This is a genomic window from Patulibacter brassicae (genome assembly GCF_033949425.1).
Taxonomy (GTDB): Bacteria; Actinomycetota; Thermoleophilia; order Solirubrobacterales; family Solirubrobacteraceae; genus Patulibacter; species Patulibacter brassicae.
In genome coordinates this window covers 138,678-164,940 of record NZ_JAXAVX010000005.1, presented here as the reverse complement: position 1 = coordinate 164,940, position 26,263 = coordinate 138,678, and the positions used below count along the sequence as shown (strand labels likewise).

Sequence of the window (26,263 nt, the reverse complement as noted above, 5' to 3'; positions counted from 1 at the left end):
CGACCACGATGACCTGGACGAACTGGACCGGCGACCAGCGGTGCGACCCCGCGGGGCGGGCGACGCCCCGCTCGCCCGAGGAGCTCGCCGAGGTCGTGGGCGCGGCGACGGCGGAGGGCACCGCGGTGAAGGTCGTCGGCAGCGGCCACTCCTTCACCGAGGCGGCGCTCACCGACGGGCTGCAGATCGCCCTCGACGGGCTGTCGGGGATCCTCGCGGTCGACGGCGACCACGTGACCGTCGGGGCCGGCACGACGATCGCCCGGCTCAACCGCGAGCTGCACGCGCGCGGCCGGGCGCTCGCGAACCTCGGCGACATCGACCGCCAGACGATCGCCGGCGCGATCTCGACCGCCACCCACGGCACCGGGGCCCGCCTGCCGAACCTCTCGGCGCAGGTCGTCGGGCTCGAGCTCGTCACCGCCGCGGGCGAGCGGCTGCGCCTGGACGCCGACCACGACCCGGACGCCTTCGCCGCCGCGCGGGTCGGGATCGGCGCGCTCGGCGCGATCAGCGCGGTGACCCTGCGGACGGTGCCGGCGTTCGTCCTGCACCGGCGCGACGCGGTGCGCGACCTCGACGACGTGCTCGCCACCGTCGACGCCGAGGCGGAGGCGCACGACCACTACGAGTTCTTCGCGTTCCCCTACGGCGGACGGGCGTGCACGATCCGGCGCGACCGGACCGAGGCGCCCGCGCGGGGCCGCTCGTGGCTCGCGCGGCGGGTCGGCGAGCCGGTCGGGCAGGTCGCGATCGACGGCGTCTTCCGTCTCACGCGTCGCTTCCCGGGGACGATCCCGACGCTCTGCCGCGTGGCGGCGCCGCTGGCGTCCGAGGGCGAGTACGTCGACCACAGCCCCGCGGTCTTCGTCAGCGACCGGCGCGTCCGCTTCACGGAGATGGAGTACGCCGTGCCGCGCGCCGCGGGCCCCGAGGTCGTCCGCCGGATCCTCGAGTGGGTCCAGGCCGAGCGCTACCCCGTCGCCTTCCCGCTGGAGTGCCGCATCGTGGCCGGCGACGACGCGTGGCTCAGCCCGACGTACGAGCGCGACGCGTTCTACGTCGCCGTCCACCAGTTCGTCGGCATGGCCTGGGAGCCGTACTTCGCCGCGGTCGAGGCGATCGTCGCCGCCCACGGCGGGCGGCCCCACTGGGGCAAGCGCCACGCGCTGGACGCCACGACGCTGCGCGAGCGCTACCCGCGCTTCGACGACTTCCTCGCCGTCCGGGAGCGCCTCGACCCGACGGGGACGTTCGTCAACGGCTACGTCCGCCGCTGCCTCGGGGTCTGAGCGTCGGATCAGCGACCTCGGTCGCCTCGCCGCCGAGGACCGCCCGATCATCGGGGGGTTCCGGGCCGCGCCCGGCGCGGCGCGCTCAGCTCCGGGGGTCGGGCGCGGGTCGGCCGGCGTCGACCACCGCGCGCAGGGCGGCGGCCGCCGCCCGCGGGTCGTCGGCGTCGGCGATCGCCCGGATGACGGCGACGCGCGGGGCGCCGGCCGCGACGACCGCGGCGACGTTCGTCGCGTCGATCCCGCCGATCGCCACGAACGGCAGCGCGCGCGAGGCGGCATGGGCGACGAGCCCGACGCCGACGCCCGGCACGCCCGGCTTCGTCGGCGAGGCGTGCACCGGGCCGACCCCGATGTGGTCGGGGCCGACCGCGGGATCCGCGTCGTTGGCGGCGTCGACCTGCGCCGGGTCGTGGGTCGAGAGCCCGATGAGCAGCTCGTCGCCGACGATCCGGCGCGCCTCGGCCACCGGCACGTCGTCCTGGCCGACGTGGACCGCGTGGGCGCCGCCCGCCAGCGCCAGGTCGGGCCGGTCGTTGAGCACGAGCAGGGTGCCGGTCCGGTCGCAGAGCGCGCGCAGCTGGCGCAGCTCCGCGACGATCGCGTCGTCCCCGGCGTGCTTCTCCCGCAGCTGCAGGGCATCGACGCCGCCCGCGATCGCCGCACGGGCGACCTCGATCAGGGGTCGCCCCCCGGGAGCGAGCGGCGCGACGAGGTAGAGCCGGACGGCGGCGAAGCGGGCGCGGCGCTGCTCGGGCGTCATCGGGCGCAGTCTCCCAGCGCGCCTCGTCCGGGGCCGGGCAACGGGCGGCGGGCCGACGACGAACGGCGGCTACCATCGGTGGACCACCGGTTCGCGGGAGCGCCCAGCCAGGCGCTGAGAGGGGGCCCAGGCTCCGACCGCCACCAGCTGATCCGGGTCGTGCCGGCGAAGCGAGACCACGTGTGACCGAGCTGCCGATCGCGCCGAACCAGACCCGTCCCGACGACGTCCTCGTCCTCGGCGCGGGGCTCGCCGGCCTGACCGTCGGCTGGGAGCTCGCCGCCGCCGGCTGTCGCGTGCGGATCCTCGACCGCGAGGCCCCCGGCCAGGCGACGAGCCGCGTCGCCGCCGGGATGCTCGCCCCGGTCACCGAGGCCGAGCCCGACGATCCGCAGCAGCTGGCCCTGGGGCGCGCCGCCCTGGCGCGCTGGCCCGGCTACGCGGCGGAGCTCGAGGCGGCGTCCGGCATCGTCGTGCCGCTGCGGCGCCGCCCGACGCTCGCCGTCGCGCGGGACCGCGACGAGGCGGAGGCCCTGGAGCGCTTCGCCGGCATCCGCGAGCGGCTCGGCCTGCCCGTCGAGCGGCTGCTGCCGAGCGCGGCGCGGACGCTCGAGCCGGCGCTCGCACCGACGCTGCGCGGCGCCCTCGCCGTGCCGGACGAGCAGGCCGTCGACCCGCGCGTGGTCGTGCGCGCGCTCGCGGTCGCCGCCGGCGACGCCGGGGCCCGGATCGCGACCGGGCCGGGCTCGGCGGTCGAGGAGCTCCTCCACGACGGCACCCGGGTCACCGGGGCCCGCACGGCCGACGGCCTCGAGCTGCGCAGCGAGGCCGTCGTGATCGCGGCCGGATCGTGGTCGGGACGCGTCCCCGGCCTGCCGGGCCGCGACCGGCTGCCGGTCCGGCCGGTGAAGGGCCAGCTGCTCGTGCTGCGCGATCCGCAGGGGCCGGGGATGGTCGAGCGGGTGCTGCGCTTCGGTGCCGGCTACCTCGTGCCGCGCGACGACGGGCGCTACGTCCTCGGCGCGACGACGGAGGAGCGGGGCTTCGACCACGCGACGACCGCGTGGGCGGTCCACGACCTCCTGCGCGATGGCGCCGAGCTCGTCCCGGGCCTGCTGGAGCTCGAGCTGCGCGAGACGCTCGCCGGCCTGCGGCCCGCGACCCCGGACGGCCACCCGGCGATCGGCCCGTCGCCCGGCCTCGCGGGCCTCTGGTGGGCGACCGGCCACTACCGCAACGGCGTGCTGCTGGCGCCGCTGACCGGGACGCTGCTCGCCGACCGGATGCTCGGACGGCCGACCGACGAGGCGCTCCAGGCGATCGTCGATCCGGCCCGTCCCGCCCTGACCCCGACGCCGGAGGACGCCCGTGCCTGACCCGATCGTCAACGGCGAGCCCCGACCCGTGACGGGCTGGACCGTGCGCGCGCTGCTCGAGGACCTCGGCGTCGCCGACGCCGCGCGCGGCCTCGCGGTCGCGATCGACGGCGAGGTCGCCCCGCGCAGCACCTGGGACGACCGCCGGCTCGCGGAGGACCAGCGGGTCGAGGTCGTCTCGGCGATGCAGGGCGGCTGACCGGGCTGGCGTGGCACGACGCCGCGCCGGTCCGCGCGGCGTCGTGCCGCGAGCGGTGGTGCACCGGGTCGTGTCGGGGGCCAGGCGAGCGACGAGGGTCGTGGCACCGGGCGACCGGGAAGGATACCCCCGCGCCGGGACGCGCATGCACGTGCGGGCGGCCCCGGGGGCGACTCGGCGGATGGCGGAGCGGCCGCTGGCCGTTCGGCCCCTGGTCGTCGCCGGCCGAAGGGCGTACCGTGTCGACACCCCCCTCGCGCGCCCGACGGCGCGCGAGTCACCCCCGACGGCCGATCGCGAGATCCGGCCGGGAGAAGGACGCGCCCATGGGTGCCACGAGCAGCATCGAGTGCGAGGAGCGCCGCCGTCCCCCGACGCCCGTGGCGGCGTGGTGGGAGACCGGGCGCCTCGTCCCGTCGGTCCGCGAATCTCCCCGAGCGCGATCGATCCGCGCGCGCCACCGGCCGGAGCTCGCCGGGTCCGACGACACGGTCCTCGCGGAACCCCGGCCGCTCTGACCTCGCGCGCCCCCCGGCCCCCGGTCAACGGCCCACGACTTCGGGCGCCTCCACGGCAGGGGCCCGGAGCCGGTGCGCCCTGCCTCGCCGCCGGCAGCGCTCCGGGTGACGGTCGGGTCCCGGTCCCGGGCGGCGCTCGCAGCCGGTCCGCTCAGCGCCGGCCCCGCGAGACCCGGATGACGATCGCGGCGGTCGTCCGCCGCCCCGCCCGGTGGCTGAGGCTCACGACCCGGCCGCGACGGACGCTCGAGCGTCGCCGGACGGTCCGCTTCGCGACGCGGCACTTCGCCTTCGTCAGGCGCTTGCGCGCGGCGGCGACCGTCGAGCCGCGGCGGACGCGCGGCACGGTGCACGCGCGCCTGGGGGTCGATCCGCCGCCGGACGGCGGCTTCGGCGCGCCGCCGTTCCCGTTCCCGTCGCCGGTCGGCGTGCCGATCTCGACGTGCTCGCAGTCGGCCAGCACGTCGATCGGGTCGGCGATCACGCGGTCCTCGCCGGGACCGCAGTCGACGCTGTCGCGCTCGCCGTCGCGGACCTCGACGACGTCGTTGCCGTAGCGCCCGCGACAGACGATGAAGTCGCACGACCCCGGCCCCGCGTCGGCGAGCACCGTGTCCTGCCCGGGGCCGGCGTCGATCCGGTCGTCGCCGTTGCCGGCGTCGATCACGTCGTTCCCGGCACCCGCCCGGATCACGTCGGCGTGGTCGTAGGAGCGCAGCCGGTCGGGGCCGGGGCTGCCGACGAGCTCGGTGCTCCCGGCGGGCGTGCCGATGACGTCGAAGTCGACGGCGTCGGCACCCGCCACGAGCCGGGCGACCTGGCGCGTGCGGATCCGCTCGACGGCGACGACGTTGTCGCCCTCGCCGGGCCGTCCGTCGTCGGCCACCCCGTCGAGCGTCACGGCGACCGGCACGTCGCCGACGTTCGCGTCGTACCAGTCGCCGTCGATGGTGTCGGTGCCCGCGCCGCCGTCGAGGACGTCCCGGTCGACGAACCGGCCGCCGGCGAGCCGGTCGTCGCCGTCCTCGCCGAGGACCTGGTCGTCGCCCCGGCCGCCGTCGAGCTGGTCGTTCCCCGACCCGCCGCGCAGGACGTCCGGGCCGTCTCCGCCCTCGAGCACGTCGTCGCCGTCGCCGCCGAGCAGCGTCACGCCGGTGCCGGCGTCATCGGGACCGCGCAGCCGGTCGGCCCCGGCGCCCCCGTCGACGACGATCGGCCCGGCGACCGGGAGCGCCCCGGCGACGATCGCCCCGTCGTCTCCGTCCCCGGCCTCGACCCGGACGCCCGCGAGCCCGGCCGCCGGGCAGGAGCGGTAGCTGCGCCCCGCCGCGGTCGACGGCTCGCAGCCGAGCCCGTCGTCGGCGGTGAGGCCGACGAGGTCGGAGACCTCGATCCGCGACGGCGCGAAGAGGTCGGTGCGGACGATGAGGTCGTTGCGCTCCCCCGGCGCGGCGCGCACGACGAGCGTCGTGCCGTCGGTGGTCAGGTGCGCGGCCGCCGCGGGGGAGGCGGAGCCGGCGAGGGCGAGCGCGACGAGCGCTGGCCCCGCGAGGAGGGATCTGGGGAGCATCGCGCCACCGTAGGAGCGGGTATCCGGGACCACATGGGGGAACTCCCCATGGCATCACCGGCGTCGCGTCGACCGCCGGGCGCGCGGAACCGCCCTGGCGACGGGCCGACGCGTCCGTCGCGCGACGATCCCGGAGATCCCTCCCGACCCCAGGAGCCACCATGACGACCTCGACCTCCGCCGCCGCGAGCGGCACCTTCTCGATCGGCGGCGAGCTGCCGGTCCACCGCCTCGGCTACGGCGCGATGCAGCTCACCGGCGAGGGGGTCTGGGGGCCGCCGAGGGACCCGGACGAGGCTCGCCGCGTCCTGCGTCGCGCCGTCGAGCTCGGCGTGACGTTCATCGACACCGCGGACTCCTACGGGCCGCACGTCTCGGAGGAGCTCATCCGCGAGGCGCTGCACCCCTACGCCGACGACCTCGTGATCGCGACGAAGGCGGGGCTCACCCGGCACGGGCCGAACATCTGGCGCCCCGTCGGCCGTCCGGAGTACCTGCGTCAGCAGGCCGAGATGTCCCTGCGGCGCCTCGGCCTGGAGCGGATCGACCTCTTCCAGCTGCACCGGATCGACCCGAAGGTCCCCGTCGCCGAGCAGGTCGGCGAGCTCAAGGCGCTGCAGGACGAGGGCAAGATCGGCCACATCGGCCTCTCCGAGGTCTCCGTCGACGAGCTGCGCGAGGCGCAGGAGACGGCGACGATCGCCACGGTCCAGAACCGCTACAACCTCGCCGACCGGAGCGCCCAGGAGCTGCTGGAGCACGTCACCGAGGTCGGGATCGGCTTCATCCCGTGGTTCCCGCTGGCCACCGGCGAGCTCGCCGGCGAGGGCGGGCCGCTCGACGAGCTGGCCCGCGAGCACGACGCCAGCCCGGCGCAGCTCGCCCTCGCCTGGCTCCTGCACCGCTCGCCGGTGATGCTGCCGATCCCCGGGACCTCGACCGTCGCGCACCTCGAGGACAACCTCGCCGCCGCGTCGATCGAGCTCACCGACGAGGAGGCGCAGCGCCTGACCGACGCGGTGCCCGACGAGGGCTGATCCGCGGGCCGCTCGCGCGTCGGCCGGCGTCCGCCCTGCGGACCCGCGCCGACGCGGGAACCCGGTCAGGCGTCGTCGTCGGGGCGACGGTTCTTCGACAGCCAGTCGTTGACGGTCCTCGTCGCCTGCTCGGCCTGCCCGGCGATGTCCTTGAACGCGCCGGAGATCTTGTCCTTGTAGTAGTCGGCGGCCGCGAAGGCCTCCTCGCCGGCGGTCGGACCGCCGCCCTCGGAGCGGCGGGGGTAGTCCCCGTCGCGGATCCGCTCGTAGTCGCCGGACTTCACCCACTCCATGAGCTGGTGGGCGCGGGTGACCGACAGCGGGTGGGTCGTGCCGAGCTCGAGGCTCATCCGGGTCCAGCGGCCGGGCAGGCTGCGGCCGCGACGGCCGTAGTCGTCGGCCTGGGCGAGGAACGCGTCGAGGTTCAGGCGGTCCGACGCCGTGCCGGCCGCCAGCGACATGAGCGTCCGGCAGACGAGCAGGGGATCGCGCACGACGAGCGCCGCGATCCGGTCGCAGGTGAGCTCCGCCGCCCGTGACCACTCCAGGAGCGCGTGACGGATGGCGATCAGCGAGAGCTTCGTCGGCAGCGGCCCGGCGGCGGCCCCGGTCGCCACGAGCCCCCCGATGATCCGCAGCGCCGTGCCGTAGAGCACGTGGTCGCACATGACGTGCGCCGCCTCGTGGGCGAAGACGACGCGCTGCTGGTGCGCGTCGAGCAGGTCGAGCGTCTCGGAGCGCACGAGCACGAGCGGCTCCGTCGAGCCGATCGTCGCCGCGTTCGCCAGCGGGAACGCCGTGAGGTAGAGGTCCGGGACCGGGTCGACGGCGAGCGTCGCGAAGGCGGCGTGGTGCAGCGTCCAGGTCTCCGGCAGCTGCTGGGGCCCGAGGCGGACGGACGAGGCGAGCAGCTGCTGGTGCAGCGCCCGCTCGTAGCCGAGCTCGATGAGCTTGCGCAGCAGCCCGTCCAGCCCGGGGATCTGCTTCAGCGCGGCGGTGGCGGCGCGGTCGGCCGGGTGGCGCAGGACGCGATCGTCGAGATCGCGCAGCTGGTACCCGAGGACGGGGGACTCGTCGCTCATGCGCGCAGGCTACGGGGCGTGGCGGTGCGTGGCGACACGCCAGGACCGATCGTCGACCCGGCGCGTCGCCCGCGTCGCGACGCGGGTCGGGCGGGGCCGCCGCCCCGCCCGGTCGCCCCGTCGTCGGGCGGTGTCCGGTCAGGCCGTGGCGGGCGCTGCGTCCGGCCCGGCGGTACCGGCGAGCACCGGCGATCGCTCCTCGAGCCAGTCGGCGATGGTGCGCGCGACCTCCTCCGGGCGGTCGAGGGCGACGAACGTCCGCCCGCCGGGGATCGGGACGAACCGCGAGTCCGGGAGGAGCGCGGCGACGCGCCGCCCGAGCTCGGGGGTGAAGAACCGATCCGCGTCGCCCCAGACGAGCAGCGCCGGGCGGTCGAAGCGGACGAGGCGCTCCGTCGCGACGCGCAGCTCGGCCGGGCGCACCCCGCGCAACAGGCGCAGCGTGTCGGCGCGGATGCCCGGGTCGGTGGCGCCGGGCTCGATCCACGAGCGGGTGAGCGCGGGGTCCGGTCGCTCGCTGAGCATCCCGAACGCCAGCGGCGAGTGCCGCAGGGGTCGTGCCCGCATCGCCGCCAGCAGCGGCCGCATCCGCCACCGCGAGGCCATGAGGTGGAAGACGACGTTGAACGGGAACGGCGGGAACGTCTCGAAGGCGTCGCAGTTCGTCAGCACGAGCCGGCCGATCCGGGAGGCGTCGAGGTCGAGGAGCATCTGGCTGATCGCACCGCCGCTGTCGTTGGCCACGATCGTGACGTCGTCGAGGTCGAGCGCGGCGATGAGGTCGAGCAGCAGGCGCGCGATCCCCCGCGGGGCGAGGTCGGCGTCGGGCCGCATCGGCAGGCGGTGCGAGCCGAGCGGCAGCGTCGGCGCGATCGACCGCACGCCGCGGGCGGCCAGCGCGTCGGCGACCCCGGTCCACAGTCGCGCGTCGACGAGGGCGCCGTGGACGAACAGGACGGGGCGCGGGGCGCCCGCGGGTCCGGCCTCTCGGTACTCGATCGGGCCCTGGGGCAGGTCGATGGTGGGCATCCGGTCCTCCGTGGGTCGCGATCCCGACTACCTTTCCGTGCAGCCTGTCGGGAGGTTGTCCCGAAACATACGTACTGCCTGTATGGAAGTCAACCGCCGCACCCAGGCCGATCGCTCGGCCACGACGAAGCGCGCCCTCGTGGACGCCGCCCGTCCGCTCTTCGCCGAGCACGGCTTCGGCGGCGTAGGGACGGAGGCGATCGTCCGCGCGGCGGGCGTGACCCGCGGCGCGATGTACCACCAGTTCGCCGACAAGACCGAGCTCTTCGCCGCCGTCTTCGAGGCGGTCGAGGTCGACGTCATGGCGCGCCTCGGCGCCCTCGTCGCGCAGGATCTCGCGGCCGACGCCGACCCGATCGACGTCATGGTCCGGGCGATGGAGGGATGGCTCGAGGTCTGCGCCGATCCCGAGGTGGCGCGCCTGGCGCTCATCGAGGCGCCGTCCGTGCTGGGCTGGGAGCGCTGGCGCGCGATCGGCGAGCAGCACGCGATCGGGGTCGTCGAGGCGCTCGTCGTCCACGCGATCGAGCTCGGGCGGCTCCCGCCGCAGCCGCCGCGTCCGCTCGTGCACGTCATCATCGGGGCCGCCGACGAGGCCGCGCTCTACGTCGCGCGGGCGCCGGACGCCGAGCGAGCGCGGGCGGAGATGACCGACGTGCTCACGCGCCTGGCCCGGGCGCTGGCCGTCGAGGGCTGAGCGGCGAGCTACGCTGGAGCAGATGCCCGCGCCGAGCCCCACCGCCGCCGCCGAGCGGCTCGAACCGGCCGCCGATCCGCTGCGGATCGGCGAGCGCACCTTCGGCTCCCGGCTGCTGCTGGGGACCGGCGGCTTCGCGCGGCTGCAGGCGCTCGAGGACGCGATCGCCGTGTCGGGCACCGAGCTCGTGACCGTCGCGCTGCGGCGGGTGGCCAACGAGGACCGCTCCGGAGCGCTCGTGACGGCGATCGAGCGGGCGGGCGTGCAGGTCCTGCCGAACACCGCCGGGTGCTACACGGCCCGCGACGCGGTCCTCACGGCGAAGCTCGCGCGCGAGGCGTTCGGGACCGAGCTCGTGAAGCTCGAGGTCATCGGCGACGACCGGACGCTGCTGCCCGACGCCGTCGAGCTGCTCGCCGCCGCCGAGGAGCTCGTCGCCGACGGCTTCGTCGTCCTGCCGTACACGAACGACGACCCGATCCTCGCCCGGCGGCTGGAGGACGTCGGCTGCGCCGCGGTGATGCCGCTCGGCTCGCCGATCGGGTCCGGGCTCGGCATCCGCAACCCGCACAACATCGAGCTCATCGTGGAGCGCGCCGGGGTGCCGGTCGTGCTCGACGCCGGGATCGGGACGGCGTCGGAGGCCGCGCTCGCGCTCGAGCTCGGCTGCGACGCGGTCCTCTGCGCGACCGCGATCAGCCGCGCGGAGGACCCCGTGCGGATGGCGCGGGCGATCCGCCTGGGGGTCGAGGCGGGCCGCCACGCGCGCCTCGCCGGCCGGATCCCGCGGCGCACGCACGCGCTGCCCTCGACGCCGGTGCCGGGCACCCCGTCCTTCTGATGGCGGGATCGCTGGACGGCGACGCGCTCGCCCGCCGGATCCTCGACGCGATCGGGGGCCGCGACCGGCGCCTCGTCGCCGACGCCGTCGCCCACGACGTCCACTACGAGGACCCGTTCCTGCCGGGGCCGCTGCGGGGGCCGGACGCGCTGGCCGACCACCTCGCGTTGCTCTGGCAGGCGTTCCCGGAGGGCCGGGTCGAGTCGACGGGGCCGTGCCTGCACGACGGCGGGCGGATCGTCGCGCTGCCGCTGCGGCTGCTCGGCGACCACCGGGGGCCGCTCGGACCGCTGCCGCCGACGGAGCGCTTCGCGCACGTGCACGGCATGCTCGTCTGCGAGCTGGATCTCGCCGGGCGCCGGCTGTGGCGGGCGCGGCTGTTCGTGGACCGGTACGAGGCCTGCGTGCAGCTCGGCGTCCTGCCGGAGGCCGGGACGGTCGGCGACCGGGCGATCCGGGCCCTCCAGGGCTTCGGCATCCTGCGCGGCCGCTGATCGTCGCCGCGGCCCCGGGCGGGACGGGTGTCCGCCGTGGCGCGTCGCGGGCGGTCGACGATGGACGAACGATCCGCGTCCGCCGGGCCGGAGCGGGCGTAGTCTCGGGTGATGGGCGACGCGCCGCCCGACCCGCACCCGTCCGCGTCCGGCCACCGGCCGGACCGCTTCCTCGTCGCCGCCGCGCTGCTCGTCGTGGGTGGGCTCGTCGCGTCGCTGCTCTTCCTCGGGCCGCTGGGGTCCCACACGGAGAGCGCCGGGGGCGGGGGTCCGCGGTTCGCGCCGCTCCGCGCGTTCGTCGAGCGCACCGACGACCGCATGCGGCTGGCGATCACCGGGCGCGTCCGCGTCGGGGACGTGCCCGGGCCGACGACGCTGTCGGTGCTCGGCCGCGACGACGGCCGCTGCCCGCTGCCGCCGGTCGACGCCGCCGCGCGGATCACGCCGCCGCCCGGCAGCGTCGCGATCGGCTGGCGGGCCGTCACCGGGCCCGCGCCGGGCGCCCCGCTGCCGATCGGCCGGCGGATCCGCAGCACCGGCGACCTCGACCTCGGCCCCCGCGTCCCGGGTCGGCTCTGCGTCCAGCTCGTCCACGGCGGCGGCGCACCGCGCGTCCTGCAGACCGTCGCCGTCGCGATCCCGAGCGACAGCGGACCGATGGGCAGCGACGAGGAGGGGCTGCTCGTGCTGGCCAGCTCGGTGCTCGTGGCGATCGGCGTGCTCGTCGGGCTCGTGCGCCTCATCGTCATCGCGCGGCGCCGCGCCGGCCCGGACTGGGGGCTGCCCGCGCTGCCGCCGGGGCTGCGCGTCCCCGACGCCCTGCCGCTCGAGGTCGCCCTGCCGGCCGTCCTGCCCGACGACGAGGAGGTCCTCGACCTCGGCGGGCGACGCCTGCCCGGACCGCACGGCGGGCCGATCGACCGGCTGCTCGTGGCGCCGGTCGGGGTGCTCGTCGTCCTGCGCCTGGCGGGCGCGGCGCGGGTCGACGCCGAGGGGCGCCTGTGGGTCGACGGGCACGACGAGACGATGACGCTCGAGCGGCTCGAGCACCGGCGCGATCTCGTGGCGGAGCTCCTGCTCGAGGCGGGTCTCGGGCCGGGGCCGGTGATCGCCGTGATCGCGGTCGACGCCGGCGGCCGGACGACCGATCCCGTGCCGGTCCACCGCGCGGTCGTCGTCGAGGCCGGGCGGCTCCAGCGCTTCGCCGAGGACGGGACGGCGCTGCTCGACGAGGACCGGCGGCGGATCGCCGCCGCGCTCTCCTGGCGGCTGCCGGTCCCGAGCTCGCGCGGGGACGCCTGACCGGAACCGGCCCCGCCTCCGTCGTGCGGGGCGGACGGGAAGATCGCCCGAGACCCCGGCTCAGCCGTCGGTCGTCAGCAGCAGCGGCCGGTGGTCCGACAGCGTCCCGGCGTCCGGGCTCGTGGCGGCGACGCGGCGCGGGCCGCGGGCGACGACGTGGTCCGGGCCGTGGCCCCCGAGCCACGACCACCCGTCCGGCAGGAGGTCGCGAACCGCGGCCGCCGGCAGGTTCAGGTCGCCGCCGAGCAGCGCCGGCGCACCGCCGGACCAGCGCTCCAGCGCCGCGAGCGCTGCGACGGCGTCGGTCCGCGGCCGGTGCATCGCGGCGGCGTCCTCCCACCCGCCGAGCTGCGCGTGGACGTTGCCGACCCACCGCGGACGCCCGGCGGCGTCGCGCAGCCGGACGGCGTGGACGACGCGCCGCTCCGGCCGCAGGCGCAGGCGTCGACGGGCGTGCGCGGTGATGGCCAGCGGCCCGCGGACGAGGATCGCGTTCGCGCCGCCGCCGTTGCTCTTCAGCAGGTCGGGCCGACGGGCGGCGATCGCGCGGCGCACCGGCAAGCAGGCGTTGCGCGACGTCGGCGCCGCGCGCCACGCCGCGCCGGTGGCGCGGGCCAGCGGCGCGGGCCACCACGGCGGCACCTCCTGCAGCAGGGCGACGTCCCACGCCCAGCCGTCGATCGCGGTCGCGAACTCGTGCAGCAGCGGCCGTCCGGCGGGCGGGTCCGCGCGACCGTGGAAGAGGTTCCAGACGAGCACCCGCACGAGGCGATCCTCGCGGATCGGGTGGCCGGCGCGGGCGGATGGGCGGTGCCGCGCGCGACCGCGGCCGGCCGACGACGCGGTCCGGACGACCACGCGGAGACGCCCGACCGGGACCGCCGATCGTGGGAGCCGGCGTGCCGGCTCCCACGATCGGCTCAGCGGGTGCGGCCCGGCACGGTGAGGAGCACCGGAAGCGTCACCGTCCGGTTGGCGTAGCGGACGCGGTAGGTCAGGGCGGTCGTCGTGCCGCTCGGCGCGGCGAGCGTCACGCGGAAGCCCCCGCGACGGTCGGTGCGGATCCGCGTCTTCCGGGCACGCCCGTCGCCGCAGACCGGCGTCGACTCGACGGTGATGGTCGTCGCGCGACGCACGCCGAGGATCCGGCCGGTGACCTGCAGTCGCCCACCGGACAGGGTCTTGCGCTGCGAGATCGTCGCCTGGCGGGCGGCCTTCAGCGAGAGCGACCGCACGTCGCCGACGACCAGCCGGTACCGGGCGCGGGCCCGGGCCTTCGCACCGGCCGGCGCCGGGACCGTGACGCTGATCCGGCCGTCGGCGCCGATGCGACCCGTGCCGACCTGACGGCCGTCGCGGCGCACCGCGACCGTCCGTCCGGCGAGGCTCGTCGAGGCGACCGCGAGGAGCGTCGTGCGCGGCTTCGCGACGCTGCCGCTCGGGCGCAGGTCGACGATCGTCACGAACGGCGTGCGGCACGACGGGACGGGCTCGGGCGCCGGCGGCGCCGCGTCCTCGCGCGGGCCGGGCACGGGGGGCTGCGGGTCCGGCGTCGGGTCGGTCGCCGGCTCGCTGACGGTGTAGGAGACGGTCTTCGACGCGCTGTTGCCTGCGGCGTCCTTCGCGGTCACCGTGAACGTCTTCGCTCCGGCGCTGCCCGTGTCGATCGGCTCGCCGTTCGGGACCGTGCCGGTGCACGCGGCGATGCCGCTGCCGGCGGCCTCGTCGGCGCAGGCGTAGTCGGCGCTCACCGTCGCGCCGCGCACGTAGGTCGCCCCGTCGACGGGCGTCGTGAGCTCGATCGTCGGGTCGGTCTGGTCGGTGACGGTGTACTCGACGGTCCTCTCGGCGGTGTTGCCGGCCTCGTCCTCGGCGGTGACCTTGAAGGTCTTCGTGCCGAGGGTGGCGGTGTCGATCGGCTGCCCGTCCGCGACGGTCCCGACGCACGACGTCAGGCCGGAGCCGCCCTCGTCGTCGGCGCAGAGGAAGTCGGCGAGGACCGTCGCCCCCCGCGCGTAGGGCGCGTCGTCGGTCGGGGAGTCGATGTCGATCGACGGGTCGGTCTCGTCGACGACGGTGTAGGTGACGGTCTTCTCGGCGGTGTTGCCGGCCTCGTCCTCGGCGGTGACCTTGAAGGTCTTGGTGCCGAGGGTGGCGGTGTCGATCGGCTGGCCGTCGGCGACGGTGCCGGTGCAGGAGTCGATGCCGCTGCCGCCGGTCTCGTCGGCGCAGGCGTAGTCGGCGTTCACGGTGGCGCCGCGGGCGTAGGTCGCGTTGTCGACCGGGGTGGTGATGGTGATCGTCGGGTCGATGTCGTCGACGACGGTGTAGGTGACGGTCTTCTCGGCGGTGTTGCCGGCCTCGTCCTCGGCGGTGACCTTGAAGGTCTTGGTGCCGAGGGTGGCGGTGTCGATCGGCTGGCCGTCGGCGACGGTGCCGGTGCAGGAGTCGATACCGCTGCCGCGGGCGCCGTCGCTGCAGGCGAAGTCCGCGTTCACCGTCGCTCCACGGGCGTAGGTGGCGTCCTGCACCGGCGTCGTGACGGTGATGACCGGGTCGGTCGTGTCGCGCCGGTTGTGCAGGAGCGCCACGCGGTCGTCGTCCGCGCTGGCGATCAGGGCGTCGGGGTTCCCGTCGCCGTCGATGTCGCCGATCGCGACGGCCCACGGCTGCAGCGTCGTTCCGAAGGGCTGGTGCGTCACCGTGAAGGTGCCGTCGGCCTGCTGGTGCAGGATCTGGGCGCGGGTCGGGTTCGCCCAGGAGTCGCCGACCGCGAAGATGTCGAGACGCCCGTCGCCGTCGAAGTCCGCGAGGCGGATGAACGTGCCCGAGTCGACCGGCAGGCTGCCCGGGCGGATCGTGTACGCCCCGCCCTCGTGCTCGAGGATCACGAGCCCGCCGGTCTGCGAGGCGACGATCTCGTCGCGCCCGTCGCCGTCGAGATCCCCGACCGCCACCGACCACGGCCAGTTCGGGAGGTTGTAGGTGTGCTCGATCGCGAACGATCCGCCCTGCCGCCCGACGACGTGCACGCGGCTGGCGGTGAAGTCGGCCAGGGCGATCTCCGTGGTGCCGTCGCCGTCGACGTCCCCGAAGTCGATCGTCTCCACCTGGCTGCCGACGGAGAGCGCCGGCTCGGCGACGAACGTCCCGTTCGCCTGCTGCAGCATGATCCAGAGCGACCCGGGCGTCGCCACGACGATGTCGTTGCGGCCGTCGTCGTTCGCGTCCCCGATACCCAGGGAGCGGAAGAGCGTCTGGGGCGGGGCGAAGGGCGCGTCGGTGAACGTCCCGTCGGCGTTCTGGCGCAGCGGATGGATCATGCCGTCCGTGCTGTGCACGGCGATGTCGGGACGACCGTCGCCGTCGAGCTCGCCGACCTCCAGGCCGTTCGAGAACGCGCTGGCGGACCCGACGACGGACGGCGTCCCGAACGAGCCATCCTCTTGCTGGAGCGCCACGCGGACCTGGTCGTCGGCGTACCCGACGGTGACGACGTCGAGGCGGCCGTCCCCGTTCATGTCGGCGGCGTCGAGCCCCCAGGGGCCGGGCACGTTGTAGAGCGTCTCGACCGGGCCGAGCTCGGGGGCGGCGGCGGCCGGCGCGGCGAGCACGAGGGCGCAGGTCGCGGTCACGAGCGCGGCGGCGGCCCGGAGCCGGCGTCGCCCGCGGGATGAGCGCGGCGGCGTCGGGCGGGCGGTCGGACGGGTGTCGGGGGTCGGCACCTCGCGAGTATCGAGCGCCGATGCGCCACCCTCAATCGGGGGAACCCTCGGGATTCCCCTCGATCTCACGGGCCCGCTCGGTGCCCCGTCGGCGCGGCGGCGGCTGGGAGACGACGTTCGCGCCCCGCCTCGACCGCGCGATCCGGCTACGTTCTCGGGGTGACGCGCCACCTGCTGACCGGCACCGAGCTGACCCGGAGCGACCTGCTCGCGGTGCTGCGACGCGCGGCGGCGCTCAAGGCGGACCCGGCGCTCGGTCGCGACAGCCTCGCCGGCCGCTCGGTCGCGCTGATCTTCCAGAAGCCCTCGACGCGCACGCGGATCTCGATGGAGGTCGGCATCAGCGAGCTCGGCGCCCACCCGCTGCTGCTGCGCCCCGACGAGATGCAGCTCTCGCGGGGGGAGTCGGTGAAGGACACCGCGCGGATCCTCTCCCGCCACGTCCACGCGGTCGGCATCCGCACGAACGCCGACGCGCTGCTCGAGGAGCTCGCCGACGAGGGGGCGATCCCGGTGATCAACCTCCTCACGGACGGCCACCATCCGTGCCAGGTCGTCGCCGACCTGCTGACGCTCCAGGAGGCGTTCCCCGAGCGCCTCGGCGCCGACGGCGGGTTCGAGGACCTGCACCTCGCGTACGTCGGCGACGGCAACAACGTCGCGCGCTCGATCGCGCTGGTCGGCGCGATCGCGGGGCTGCGGGTGACGGTCGTCGCGCCCGACGGCTACCAGCTCGATCCGGACGAGACGACCGCGACGCTCGCGAGCGACCCGCGGACCGGCGTGGCCGGCGCGGACTGCCTCTACGCGGACGTCTGGGTCTCGATGGGCGACACCGACAGCGACGCCCGCCGCACCGCCCTGGCCCCGTACCAGGTCGACGACGCGCTGCTCGACGCCGCGGCGCCCGGCGCCATCGCCCTGCACTGCCTGCCGGCCCACCCGGGCGAGGAGATCACCGCCGACGTCCTCTACGGCGACCGCCAGCGGATCTGGGACCAGGCCGAGAACCGCCGTCACGCCCAGAAGGCGCTCCTGGAGTGGGCGCTGCAGGCGGGGCCGTTCGCCGCCGAGCCCGCCGGGGCCGGGTCGGCGGTCGGGTAGGCTCGCGGAGAGGCCGCAGGGCGATGACCGACGACACCCGATCCCGCGAGGGGGACCGCGGCCGCGCCGCGAGCAGCGAGTCCGCCGAGGACGACGGGACGGGCGCGCACCTGACGGCGGTCGCGAAGCTCCTCGCCCAGAGCGTCGTACTTACCGGCGAGCGGGTGCAGGAGGCGTTCGAGGACGCCGTCCGGCGGGGCCGGATGACTCGGCAGGACGCCCAGGAGCTCGCCGGCACGATCGTCGCCGCGGGGCGCCGGCAGACCGAGGAGCTGCGTGGCGAGGTGGAGCAGCTGCTCGGCCGGGGCCGCGAGCGGATCGCCGGCGCGCGTCCGGGCCTGCCGATCGAGGGCTACGACGACCTGACGGCCGCGCAGGTCGTGGCCGCCCTCGACGGCCTGACCGCCGCCGAGCTGCGTCGCGTGCGCGACCACGAGGCCCGTGCGGGGAACCGCAAGACGGTCCTCCGGGCGGTCGACCGCAAGCTCGGCTGACCGACCGGGTCCCACCCCGTGCGGTGCGGCGGTCCAGGCGGTCGCTGCGCTGGACCGTCCGGGCACCGCCGCCTCACCTGCAGGACGTCGGTCTGGTCGCCGGGTGATCCTCGAGGGCGCCGTCCTGCACGCATGGGGAGTCGAGCGTCGAGGGCGCCGGCTCGTCGCGGACGAGATCGACGCGGTGCACGTCGGCCGGAGGGTTCCCCACCGGCGGGCGGGGCCGGAGCTCCCCTCACAGAGCTCCGGCCCCGGTCCCGCGCATCCCTCAATGCGCGGGCGTGCCGGTGGTCCCCTGCCGTCCGACGCCGATCGGCCGAGGCCGACGGCGCGGAGGACGGTCGGTGGTCGCGCAGGTTCGACGAACGCCCCGGGGGCAGCCCCGCCGCTCGCTCCCCGCCGTCCCTGGTCCGGGACGGCGGTCATGGCGGCGCGGGCGGCGGGGCTGGTGCTCGGGGTGATCATCGAGGGAGGAAGGTTGCCCTAACTCCCACGACCGCGGCGCAGACTACACGACCCGATCCGGAAATGCCAACTCGGCGCGTCGGGATTGATTCGGGTCCCCTTCGAACGCCTCCGATCGGCCGACCCGGGGCGCGCGCCCGGAGGCAGACGGGCCGCCGGTGAGGGCGGCGTCCTCGGGCTCCGCCCCGCGTGTCGGCCCGGGTGCAGCAGGTGCGCGTCCCGCGACACGGTCGGTCGGCCGCCGCGACGTCGAGCTCGACGACCCCGTCCGTCCGCGGATCCTCGCCCGGGGCGACGTCAGCCCGGCGCCCGCCAGACCGCGGCGTGCAGGTAGTGGAGACCGCTGGCCAGAAGGCGGAATGGCAGGCGCGGATCCCGCTCCTGGAAGGCCCCATGACCAAGAGGCTCGGAGGTGCGTTCGGCGGTCTATGGATCGACTCGACGACAACAGCCGCACCAAGATCTGGACCACCGGCGATCCTCTCGAAACCCGAAAAGCGATCGCTACCGACGTGGAGCGTGCCGGGCTCACCGGCGCGGTCGACGTCGCGCGGCGCCAGCCGCCGCCTGCCCTCTCGAGGCGCGGCGCCTCAGCGACGAGCTACCGCCCGAGGACCTCCTCCGCTACGTCGCCGTGAACGACGCCGCGTACTGGACCGCCGACGCCTTCACACGGCGCACGCGATCAACCTCCGCTGGACCCCGCAGACGGCCGATCGGGGTCACCGTCGTCGAGGATCTCCCAGTTCTGGGAGAACGATTCGGGCTCGTCGGCGACGAGCACGGCGACGGGGATCCAGGCGGGCCGAGACCCGACGAGAGCCTCGCGCGCCTCGTCTGAGGCGTAGCCGAAGTCGCGAGGGGAGACCAACAGCGCGAGCGTGGTCTCGCTCGTCTCCTGGTGCTTGACGGTCGCGAGGCGCACGTCGCCGTTGCGTTGGATGACGTCCAGGAGCCAGCCGAAGTGCTGGCGTGCCAGCCCCAGGCGCTGGTCGCCTCGAGGCTCGCCGATCGGCTCGTAGTCAGCCAAGGAGATCACGCTACCCCACGTTGCCGAACGCGATCCAGGCGGTGTCGTTGCCGCCGGTCGTCCGGTTGATCCCGTGCGCGTAGATCGTGATGACCTTCGTGCTCCCGGTGTAGATCTGCTCCTGCACCGTGCAGGACGTCGTGTTCTTGCAGGTGTTCTCGTGGCCCTCTTGGATCCGCTTGTCGGTCTTGGCGTTGTTGACGTAGGTGTGCAGCCAGAGGGTTCCGCGCTTGCATCCCGCCATGTTGCCGTGGTACCCGAGCCCCGTCCCCGGGATCCCGTTGACGAACAGGCTGACGCAGCCGGAGTTGGCTGAGACATGGGTGTACCGGCGAGGCGTCCCGGCGCGGCCGTCGGCCCTCCGAAGCCCCACGGGGCGAGCGATCCGAATGCGCTGCGAGAAGGACGGGTCCGACGGGTCAGACGGAGGATCGGCCTCTTGCATCTTGAGCGACGGCCGCGGAAGCGGGCAAGCTGCCGAGCCCCACGCAGACAGACGCCACGACTGCCACCGGTCGGACACGCGCGATCCTGAGGTTCACGATTGGCAAACCTAGGCCGGGGTCCCGAAGCATGCCTGGAACGTGGCGTGACCGCGACGCTCCTGGCGCAGGGAGACGAGTAGCTGGCGCTTCCGAGAGCTTCTGGCGGGCGTCGCACGCCCCGCGTGGGGTGACGGAAAGGCCATTGAGGGCAGCGTGGATGGCGTGTAGGAGGAGTGAGGGGCCCGCCCGTCGCGTCCCGACGCCCGCCTGGCAGGGCCCCGCCGGTCGCGTCCCGACGCCGCCTGTCACCCTTGCTCGATGGCCGCTGCTCCCGATCCCGCGTCCGCCGACCCGACGCCCGCGCCGGCCGGCGGAACGCCGTCGCCGGCGACCCCCGAGGCGGCCGGCAACGGTGACGCGCCGGGCTCGGTGACCGCCGACGGTCCCGCGACGGCCGACCGCGACGGGCGTCCGCGCACGCCGCGGGCGGCGCGCCCGCAGCGCGGCGAGGTCCTCGAGCTCGACGTCGCCTCGCTCGCGCACGGCGGCAACGGCGTCGCCCGGACCCCCGCGGGCTGGGTCGTCTTCGTGCGGGGCGGCATCCCCGGCGATCGCGTCCGCGCCCGCGTGTCGAAGCGCAAGCGGGACTACGGCGAGGCGGTCGTCGAGGAGATCGTCAGCCCGTCGCCGGAGCGGATCGACCCGGTCGCCGACCACCCCGGTGCGCCGTGGCAGGTCCTGCCCTACGCCCGCCAGCTCGAGATCAAGCAGGAGCAGGTGGAGGACGCGCTGCGGCGCCTCGGTGGGCACGCGGACGCCGAGATCCTGCCGATCGTCCCCGCGGTCGCGGAATGGCGGTACCGCAACAAGCTCGAGTACTCGTTCGGCGAGGCGCCGGACGGCGCGCTGCTGTGCGGGTTCCACGCCCCGGGGTCGTGGCAGCGGATCGAGCACATCGAGGACTGCCTGCTGGCGTCGGAGGCCGGCAACGCCGCCCGGCGCGCCGTCCACGCGTGGTGCGCCGAGCAGGGGCTGTCGGCCTACGACCGCAAGCTGCAGCAGGGGTTCCTGCGCAACCTCGTCGTCCGCGAGGGGATCCGCACCGGCGAGCTGCAGGTCCGGATCGTCACGAGCGTCGGCGAGTTCGACGCGCTCGGCCTCGCCACCCACCTGAGCGAGACGCTCCCCGAGCCGCCGACCGGCGTCCTCTGGACGCAGATGCACGACGTGGGGGAGACGACCTACGGCGGCGACACCGAGATCGTGTCGGGGCAGGCGTACCTCCACGAGGAGCTCTGCGGCCTGCGGCTGCGGATCGGGCCGGAGAGCTTCTTCCAGACGAACACCGAGATGGCCGAGCGCCTCTACGGCATCGCGGCGGAGTACACCGGACTGCAGGGCTGGGAGCGGCTGTTCGACCTCTACTGCGGCAGCGGCGCCGTCGGCCTGACGATGGCCCATCGCGCCGGCGAGCTCATCGGCGTGGAGATCGTCGAGCAGGCGATCCAGGACGCGCTGAAGAACGCCGAGCTGAACGACATCCGCAACGCGCGGTTCCTCGCGGCCGACGCCCGCACCGGCCTGCCGGACGCGGTCGAGGCCGCCGGGCGCCCGGACGTCCTGATCGTCGACCCGCCGCGCGCCGGCCTCGGGCCCCGCGTCTGCCGGCGCGTCGCGGAGGCGTCGCCGAAGCGGATCGTCTACGTCTCCTGCAACCCCACGACGCTCGCGCCCGACGCGGCGCGGATCGTCGAGGCCGGCTACGTCCTGCGCCGCGTCCAGCCGGTCGACCTGTTCCCGCAGACGCCGCACGTGGAGTGCGTCGCGGTGCTCGACCGGGTCGGCTGACGCCGCCCGATCCGCGGGGCCGAGGGTCGTCCGGGGCCGCGGCGCGGCGCGTCGTCGCACCTGCGGGTCAGGCCGGCACGGGGCCGGCACGCGGGTCGCGCGATGATCCCCCGGTGAGCTCCGCGAGCGCCACCTGGGACGTCGCGATCGTCGGCGCGGGCATCGTCGGCCTGGCCCTCGCGCGGGAGCTGCAGCGCCGCGACCCGCACCGCCGGGTCATCGTGCTCGAGCGGGAGCCGGCGGTCGCCGCGCACCAGACCTCGCACTCCTCCGGGGTCCTGCACGCGGGCATCTACTACCCGCCGGGGAGCCTGAAGGCCCGGGCCTGCGTCCGCGGCCGGGCGTTGCTGGAGGAGCACTGCGCACGCCACGGCATCCCCGTCGAGCGCTGCGGCAAGCTCATCGTCGCCCGCCACGACGGCGAGCGGGCGGCGCTCGACGAGCTCGAGCGCCGGGGGCGCGCCAACGGCGTGCCCGGCCTGCGGCGGCTCGAGGGTCCCGCCGCGATCGCGGAGTTCGAGCCCCACGCGACCGGCGTCGCCGCGTTGCACAGCCCCGCGACGGGCATCTGCGACTTCGCCGCCGTGGCCCGGGCGCTCGCCGCCGACGTCGTGGCCGCGGGCGGCGCGGTCCAGACCGGCTTCGCGGTCGCCGCGCTGCGTCGCGACGCCGGTCCGGGCGGCGCGGTGACGCTCGTGGCGGACCACCCGGGAGCGAGGCCCGTCGGCGCGGACGCGCGTGGCGGCCGCGCCTCGGGAGGCGAGGCTCGCCCGCCACGCCCGGGGGACCGTGCGCGTCCCGGGGCACCGCCGGCGCAGGACAGCGTGCGGGCACGCCGGATCGTCGGCTGCGCCGGGCTCTGGAGCGACCGCCTCGCGGTCCTCGACGGCGCCGACGCCGATCCCCGGATCGTGCCGTTCCGCGGCGGGTACCTGCGGCTCGCCGACGAGGCGACGGCGCTCGTCCGCGGCCTGATCTACCCGGTGCCCGATCCGTCGCTGCCGTTCCTCGGCGTGCACCTGACGCGGACCGTCCACGGCGAGCTGTGGCTCGGGCCGACCGCCCTGCTCGTCGGCCGACGCGACGGCTACCGGCTGCGGCGGGCGTGGCGTCCCGGCGGGGGCGAGCTGCGCGCGACGCTCGGCTGGCCCGGGACGTGGCGGGTCGGTCGGCGCTGGTGGCGCACCGCGCTCGACGAGGCCGCCACGGCGGCGCGGCCGGAGCGGCTGCTGCGCGCCGCGGCGGCGTACGTGCCGGCGCTGCGTCCCGAGCACGTCGCCGCCGGACCGCACCCCGCCGGCGTCCGCGCGCAGGCCGTCGGGCGCGACGGCACGCTCGTCGACGACTTCCGGATCGACGAGACCCCCGCGGGCCTGCACGTGCGCAACGCCCCCAGCCCGGCCGCGACCTCGTCGCTGGCGCTCGCGGAGCTCCTCGCCGACCGCGTCGCCGCCCTGGACCGCTGAGCGGCGCCCCCGGGGGCGGCCGGCCGGGGCCGCGGCCCGCGTGCGGCGGTCAGCCGAGGTCGAGGACGATCTTGCCGAGCTTCCCGCCGGCCGCGAAGCGGTCGTACGCGGCGGAGACCTCCTCGAGCGGGTACGACACGGCGATCGGCACGGTCAGCGCGCCGCGCTCGACGAGCGGCAGCAGCTCGCGCTCGACCGCGCGGGCGGCGGCGGCCTTCTCCTCCAGCGGGCGCGCGCGGAGCGTCGAGGCCATGATCCGCCCGCGGACGCCCATCAGCGCGACGAGGTTCACCTCGGCCTTGATGCCGGCGCCGACGCCGATCACGACGATCCGGCCGCCGGTCCGCAGGCGCCGGACGTCGGCGGTGACGTCGGGACCGCCCACGAGCTCGAGGACGACGTCGAAGCGCTCGTCCTCGGGCAGCGCGCCCGGCTCGGCGACGACGTCGGCGCCGAGCTCGGCGATCCGCGGGTGCAGGTCGACGTTGCGGGCCGTCGCCGTGACGTGCGCGCCGAGCGCCCGGCCGATCTGGACCGCCGCGGTGCCGACCCCGCCGGCGGCGCCGTGGACGAGCAGCCGCTCGCCGGGGCGCAGTCCCGCCTGGGTGACGAGCGCGTCGTGAGCGGTCGTGAAGACCTCGCTGAACCCGCCGGCCTGGTGCCAGTCCAGGACGTCGGGGACGGGCGTCACCTGGCGCTCGTGCACCACCAGCAGCTCGGCCTGCCCGCCGCCGCCGACGATCCCCATGACGCGCGCGCCGGGGCCGAAGCGGGTGACGTCGCGACCGGCGCCGACGACCTCGCCGGCGAGCTCGAGCCCCGGGATGTCGGCGGGGCTGCCCGCCGGGGCGGGGTAGTGTCCGCGGCGCTGCAGGAGGTCGGCGCCGTTCAGCCCGGCCGCCCGCACCCGGACGAGCAGCTCGCCCGGTCCGGGGGTGGGATCGTCGTGCTCGGCGACGAGCACCTCGCCGTCGCGGATCGTGGCGGCGCGCATGGCTCGAGGCTACCCTCCGGGTGCCCTGCGCCGGGGCCTCCCGGACGCTGGGGCCGTCGCCTCCGCGAGAAGCGGGCGGGACCCGGCCCCCCCGGGTGCCCTGCGCCGCGGCTTCCCGGACGCCGGGGCCGCGGCCGAGACGAGAAGCAGGGTGGGACCCGGCCCCCTCCTCTCTCAGCGCTCGAGGCCGCCGCGGCGCATCCACCCCGGCAGGACGTCCGAGGCGGAGAAGAGGAACCCGGCCGCCACGAACGCGGTCTGGGGCATCGGGTGATCGGTCTGCCACTCGAGGAGGTAGGCCCCCACGAGGCCGGCGGTCATCGCGGCGGCGGTGCCCGCGGGGCGCAGGTGGTGACGCTCGGCGTAGCCCTGGAGCGCGCCGAGGAACAGGACGCTCGCCATCGGGATCGCCCCGGCCGCCGCTTCGGCGCCCCACAGCGGGAGCTCGAGCGTCAGGAGCTCGCCGCCGGGCAGCGGGCGCGGCCAGCCCGCGGGCGAGGCCCCGATCGAGGTCGCGACGTCGACGGCCCCGACGAGCAGCGGCAGGGCGAGCACGAACGCGCCGAGGTCGAAGACCCGCGCGAAGAGGAGCCCGAGCGCGATCGCCAGCAGCGCCTCGGGCAGCGTCGCCGCACCGTGGGCGCCCTGCGCGTCCGCGGCCGCGGTCAGCAGCGCGCCGGCGAGCGCGAGCGCCGCGAGCGCCAGCGGCACGCGCGTGAGCGGGCCGAGCGCCCAGGCCAGCGCGCCGAGCAGCACGATCGGCGGGACGGCGGCGACGAGCGCGGCGCGGCCGGGCGGCGTCAGCTCCGGCAGCGCCGGAGCGGCGAGCAGCAGGGCCGCCAGCGCGACGAGGAGGCCTAGTAGGGCGGCAGCGCCTCGTGCCACCGGCCGAGCTCCCGGAACGCGGTCCAGAACGCCTGCTTCGCCTCGAGCTCGTCGAGCGCCCCGTCGATCGACGGCGTCACGAGCGCCTGGCAGGAGGGGGTGAATCGCTGCAGCACGCCGGGGAGGTCCTCCAGCGGCTCCGCGAGCGGCACCCGCAGCGCGTTGAGGACCTCCAGGGCGTCGGAGCCCATCACGACGACGATCCGCGGCTGGACGATCGCCAGCTCCTCGACGACGCGCCGGACGCAGGCCTCGTCGGCGGCCGCGGTGGGGTCCTCGAGCGGGCACTTCACGCAGAGCGTGCCGTAGATCGTCGAGGGGTCGATCCCGAGCCGGCGGAGGCTCTTGAGGACCGCGGTGCCGCCACGGCCGTAGAACGCGACGCCCTCCTCGATCTCGGCCCGGCTGGCGTGGTGCTTCAGCAGGAAGACGTCCGCCTGGGGGTGGCCGGAGCCGATGACCGGCAGCGCCTCCCCGCGCGGGCAGCCCTCGCAGCCGTGCAGATCGTGGGTCAACGAGTTGATCTCACGGATCGCCCGCTCCAGGTACTTCTCGTGGATCTCGTCGTCCGTCGCGTGCATCGCCGCTGGGTTTGGCCTCGACGCCGGTCGGTCCCTCGCCTCTGCAGGGCCGGTTGCCGGATGCAGCATTCCGTGCTGCACGGCGGCCCGGAGGAGGAGTTGACGGAACTCCGTCGGGTGCGCGTCGCGCGGGGCCCCCGGGGCCGGTCGCGGGACGCGCGCTCGCCGACGCGACGCCGCCCTCAGGATGCGGGCTCGGTGGCCGCGCGCGGCTCGCCGAACATCCAGGCGTGCGGGCGCATCTGCCCGAGCTGGCGCGCCACGAGCGCCGCGGCGCCGACGGCCATCGCGCCGAAGACGGCGTCGAGGAAGAAGTGGTTGCCGGTCGCCATGACGACGTACGTCACGGCCAGCGGGTACAGCCCCCAGAAGATCCGCACGGCCTTCGTCCGCGACAGCCGGGCGAGCGGCAGGCCGATCATCATCGCGAAGCCGACGTGCATCGAGGGCACCGCGGCGTAGGGGTTGAAGAGCTTGGAGACCGCGCCGGCGTTCGGGTCCACCCCGGTGAACTCGTGGACCGAGTCGGAGATGCCGAGGCCGGGGATCAGCCGCGGCGGCGCCGTGGGCACGAGGACGTAGCAGACGATCGCGATCAGCCAGGCGACGATGAACATGTTCCGCACGAACCCGAAGGCCTGGTTGTGCGCGGAGTAGATGTAGGCCGCCGCGCCGAAGGTCACGGTGCTCTGGAAGTTGATGTACATGAACGACGAGACGTCGTTCAGCCCCGGCACGGTGTGCGAGAACGACTGCATCGCGTGCTCCATGTCGAGATGGAGCGTGCGCTCGGCCGAGATGATCCAGTCCGCGTTCGCGAAGGCCGTCGTCTTGGCGGCCTCGTAGTCGACCATGCCCCGTGAGTACCGGTAGATCCAGTACGCGGCCATGACGATCGCGAGGTTCACCAGCGCGTCGAGGATCCCGTTGGGCAGGAAGCGGACGGGTCGGGTGAGGATGCCGGGCATGACGAGCTCTGGGCGCGG

Annotated in this window: 24 protein-coding genes; 12 read left to right on the top strand and 12 right to left on the bottom strand. The window is 75.9% G+C overall.

The features are described 5' to 3' along the window. Window positions 1–8 precede the first annotated feature (8 nt). Window positions 9–1,292: a D-arabinono-1,4-lactone oxidase gene (locus tag SK069_RS11845; RefSeq protein WP_319954445.1), complete on the top strand. Its 1,284-nt coding sequence runs from the start codon at window positions 9–11 to the stop codon at window positions 1,290–1,292. Between the two features lie 85 nt (window positions 1,293–1,377). Here SK069_RS11845 and thiE read toward each other — a convergent pair whose 3' ends face one another. After that, on the bottom strand, window positions 1,378–2,055 hold the full coding sequence (thiE, locus tag SK069_RS11840; RefSeq protein ID WP_319954444.1) for a thiamine phosphate synthase: 678 nt from the start codon (window positions 2,053–2,055) through the stop codon (window positions 1,378–1,380). 182 nt (window positions 2,056–2,237) lie between these two features. Between thiE and thiO the strand changes: the two genes are divergently transcribed. Together thiO and thiS are read left to right on the top strand one after the other, a co-directional pair. Next, window positions 2,238–3,431 (top strand): glycine oxidase ThiO, encoded by a 1,194-nt coding sequence (gene thiO, locus SK069_RS11835; protein WP_319954443.1) that lies wholly within the window; start codon window positions 2,238–2,240, stop codon window positions 3,429–3,431. Next, window positions 3,424–3,630: a sulfur carrier protein ThiS gene (thiS, locus tag SK069_RS11830; protein ID WP_319954442.1), complete on the top strand. Its 207-nt coding sequence runs from the start codon at window positions 3,424–3,426 to the stop codon at window positions 3,628–3,630. The genes thiO and thiS overlap by 8 nt, the downstream gene beginning before the upstream one ends. A gap of 669 nt (window positions 3,631–4,299) precedes the next feature. On the opposite strand, the gene SK069_RS11825 is transcribed toward thiS, so the two are convergent. Then, window positions 4,300–5,718, bottom strand: a complete 1,419-nt coding sequence (locus SK069_RS11825; protein WP_319954441.1) for a calcium-binding protein — start codon at window positions 5,716–5,718, stop codon at window positions 4,300–4,302. A gap of 161 nt (window positions 5,719–5,879) precedes the next feature. Between SK069_RS11825 and SK069_RS11820 the strand changes: the two genes are divergently transcribed. Beyond that, window positions 5,880–6,755, top strand: coding sequence for an aldo/keto reductase (locus SK069_RS11820; protein WP_319954440.1), 876 nt, complete (start codon window positions 5,880–5,882; stop codon window positions 6,753–6,755). Between the two features lie 65 nt (window positions 6,756–6,820). Here the strand turns inward: SK069_RS11820 and SK069_RS11815 are convergent, their stop codons facing one another. Both SK069_RS11815 and SK069_RS11810 read right to left on the bottom strand, forming a co-directional pair. Beyond that, a complete protein-coding gene (locus SK069_RS11815; RefSeq protein ID WP_319954439.1) occupies window positions 6,821–7,837 on the bottom strand; it encodes a M48 family metallopeptidase in 1,017 nt (338 codons plus the stop codon). A 138-nt stretch (window positions 7,838–7,975) separates the two neighbouring features. Continuing rightward, the gene (locus tag SK069_RS11810) at window positions 7,976–8,866 is read right to left on the bottom strand and encodes an alpha/beta fold hydrolase (RefSeq protein WP_319954438.1); all 891 of its coding nucleotides are present in this window, start codon (window positions 8,864–8,866) and stop codon (window positions 7,976–7,978) included. An 82-nt stretch (window positions 8,867–8,948) separates the two neighbouring features. Between SK069_RS11810 and SK069_RS11805 the strand changes: the two genes are divergently transcribed. The 4 genes from SK069_RS11805 (at window position 8,949) to SK069_RS11790 (ending at window position 12,200) form a co-directional block, all read left to right on the top strand. After that, on the top strand, window positions 8,949–9,563 hold the full coding sequence (locus tag SK069_RS11805) for a TetR/AcrR family transcriptional regulator (protein ID WP_319954437.1): 615 nt from the start codon (window positions 8,949–8,951) through the stop codon (window positions 9,561–9,563). Between the two features lie 22 nt (window positions 9,564–9,585). After that, entirely contained in the window at window positions 9,586–10,404 is an 819-nt protein-coding gene (locus SK069_RS11800; protein WP_319954436.1) for a thiazole synthase, read from the top strand. Continuing rightward, entirely contained in the window at window positions 10,404–10,898 is a 495-nt protein-coding gene (locus tag SK069_RS11795; RefSeq protein ID WP_319954435.1) for an ester cyclase, read from the top strand. The genes SK069_RS11800 and SK069_RS11795 overlap by 1 nt, the downstream gene beginning before the upstream one ends. Before the next feature lie 111 nt (window positions 10,899–11,009). After that, the gene (locus tag SK069_RS11790; RefSeq protein ID WP_319954434.1) at window positions 11,010–12,200 is read left to right on the top strand and encodes a hypothetical protein; all 1,191 of its coding nucleotides are present in this window, start codon (window positions 11,010–11,012) and stop codon (window positions 12,198–12,200) included. A 60-nt stretch (window positions 12,201–12,260) separates the two neighbouring features. On the opposite strand, the gene SK069_RS11785 is transcribed toward SK069_RS11790, so the two are convergent. Next, window positions 12,261–12,965 carry an endonuclease/exonuclease/phosphatase family protein gene (locus tag SK069_RS11785; RefSeq protein ID WP_319954433.1) on the bottom strand — a complete coding sequence of 235 codons (705 nt, stop codon included), beginning with the start codon at window positions 12,963–12,965 and terminating at the stop codon, window positions 12,261–12,263. 155 nt (window positions 12,966–13,120) lie between these two features. Beyond that, window positions 13,121–15,925, bottom strand: coding sequence for an FG-GAP repeat domain-containing protein (locus SK069_RS11780; protein WP_319954432.1), 2,805 nt, complete (start codon window positions 15,923–15,925; stop codon window positions 13,121–13,123). 159 nt (window positions 15,926–16,084) lie between these two features. Between SK069_RS11780 and argF the strand changes: the two genes are divergently transcribed. Both argF and SK069_RS11770 read left to right on the top strand, forming a co-directional pair. Then, window positions 16,085–17,029, top strand: coding sequence for an ornithine carbamoyltransferase (argF, locus tag SK069_RS11775; RefSeq protein WP_319954431.1), 945 nt, complete (start codon window positions 16,085–16,087; stop codon window positions 17,027–17,029). Window positions 17,030–17,052: 23 nt separating this feature from the next. Next, window positions 17,053–17,523 carry a hypothetical protein gene (locus tag SK069_RS11770; RefSeq protein ID WP_319954430.1) on the top strand — a complete coding sequence of 157 codons (471 nt, stop codon included), beginning with the start codon at window positions 17,053–17,055 and terminating at the stop codon, window positions 17,521–17,523. A 1,150-nt stretch (window positions 17,524–18,673) separates the two neighbouring features. Here SK069_RS11770 and SK069_RS11765 read toward each other — a convergent pair. Further along, window positions 18,674–19,018, bottom strand: coding sequence for a hypothetical protein (locus SK069_RS11765; protein ID WP_319954429.1), 345 nt, complete (start codon window positions 19,016–19,018; stop codon window positions 18,674–18,676). A gap of 10 nt (window positions 19,019–19,028) precedes the next feature. Continuing rightward, window positions 19,029–19,391, bottom strand: coding sequence for a hypothetical protein (locus SK069_RS11760; protein ID WP_319954428.1), 363 nt, complete (start codon window positions 19,389–19,391; stop codon window positions 19,029–19,031). 430 nt (window positions 19,392–19,821) lie between these two features. Between SK069_RS11760 and rlmD the strand changes: the two genes are divergently transcribed. After that, window positions 19,822–21,351, top strand: coding sequence for a 23S rRNA (uracil(1939)-C(5))-methyltransferase RlmD (gene rlmD / locus SK069_RS11755; protein ID WP_319954427.1), 1,530 nt, complete (start codon window positions 19,822–19,824; stop codon window positions 21,349–21,351). Between the two features lie 113 nt (window positions 21,352–21,464). Continuing rightward, entirely contained in the window at window positions 21,465–22,817 is a 1,353-nt protein-coding gene (locus SK069_RS11750) for an FAD-dependent oxidoreductase (protein ID WP_319954426.1), read from the top strand. Window positions 22,818–22,866: 49 nt separating this feature from the next. Here SK069_RS11750 and SK069_RS11745 read toward each other — a convergent pair whose 3' ends face one another. The 4 genes from SK069_RS11745 to SK069_RS11730 all read right to left on the bottom strand — a co-directional run bounded on the left by SK069_RS11745 (window position 22,867) and on the right by SK069_RS11730 (window position 26,245). Continuing rightward, the gene (locus SK069_RS11745; RefSeq protein WP_319954425.1) at window positions 22,867–23,811 is read right to left on the bottom strand and encodes a zinc-binding dehydrogenase; all 945 of its coding nucleotides are present in this window, start codon (window positions 23,809–23,811) and stop codon (window positions 22,867–22,869) included. Between the two features lie 174 nt (window positions 23,812–23,985). Further along, window positions 23,986–24,696: a hypothetical protein gene (locus tag SK069_RS11740; RefSeq protein WP_319954424.1), complete on the bottom strand. Its 711-nt coding sequence runs from the start codon at window positions 24,694–24,696 to the stop codon at window positions 23,986–23,988. Beyond that, window positions 24,669–25,277 (bottom strand): uracil-DNA glycosylase family protein, encoded by a 609-nt coding sequence (locus SK069_RS11735; RefSeq protein WP_319954423.1) that lies wholly within the window; start codon window positions 25,275–25,277, stop codon window positions 24,669–24,671. Before SK069_RS11735 ends, SK069_RS11740 begins: the two co-directional genes overlap by 28 nt. 182 nt (window positions 25,278–25,459) lie before the next feature. After that, window positions 25,460–26,245: a phosphatase PAP2 family protein gene (locus tag SK069_RS11730; RefSeq protein WP_319954422.1), complete on the bottom strand. Its 786-nt coding sequence runs from the start codon at window positions 26,243–26,245 to the stop codon at window positions 25,460–25,462. Between the last annotated feature and the right edge of the window lie 18 nt (window positions 26,246–26,263).